Annotated in this window: 2 protein-coding genes; both read left to right on the top strand. The window is 53.0% G+C overall.

Annotated features, from left to right (window positions below; translation table 11 throughout):
* Positions 1 to 325: SMP-30/gluconolactonase/LRE family protein (locus tag ACLD7X_RS18125; protein WP_411425080.1), on the top strand; the 325-nt coding region annotated here is incomplete at its 5' end.
* Positions 326 to 334: 9 nt separating this feature from the next.
* Positions 335 to 549: diacylglycerol kinase family protein (locus ACLD7X_RS18120; protein ID WP_411425079.1), on the top strand; the 215-nt coding region annotated here is incomplete at its 3' end.

Raw genomic sequence — 549 nt, 5'->3', positions numbered from 1 at the left:
CGGCGAGGCCGGTGGCATTGGCGCTGCGACCGAGGGCCGTGGTGAGTTTGCGGAGGGCGGCATGGATGGTATGCGCTGCGATACCGAAGGCAACCTCTATATTACCCGCTACGGACTTGGTCAGGTAGCGGTGGTATCGCCGGCGGGTAAGCAAATCTCGACGATCACAACCATCGGTAAAAATGTTTCCAATATCTGCTTCGGTGGCAGAAAAGGTAAAAACTGCTACATCACCTTGCAGGATCGCGGATGCCTGGAAACCTTCAAGGTAAAAACGCCGGGCCGCGAATGGGTAATGATGCGGGAATACATCGGTAAGCGCTAAGTACCAATCATGAGTCTACTGATTGATTTAAAAAAAGCCGTACGGAGTTTCCGCTACGCCGGGCGGGGCATCCTCGATTTGTTTCGGTTTGAGAACAACGCCAGGATTCACCTGCTGGTCGCCGTAGTGGTAGTAATAGCCGGCTTTTATTTTCAGCTATCCACCACAGAGTGGGCGCTGATTATTGTTCAGATCGCGTTGGTATGGACTGCCGAAGCCTTCAA

Origin of the sequence: Aphanothece microscopica RSMan92 (genome assembly GCF_046613545.2) — a bacterium.
Classification (GTDB): Bacteria; Cyanobacteriota; Cyanobacteriia; order PCC-6307; family Cyanobiaceae; genus NIES-981.
Note: the sequence above shows the minus strand (reverse complement) of the source record. Positions and strands in the feature narration are given on the sequence as shown.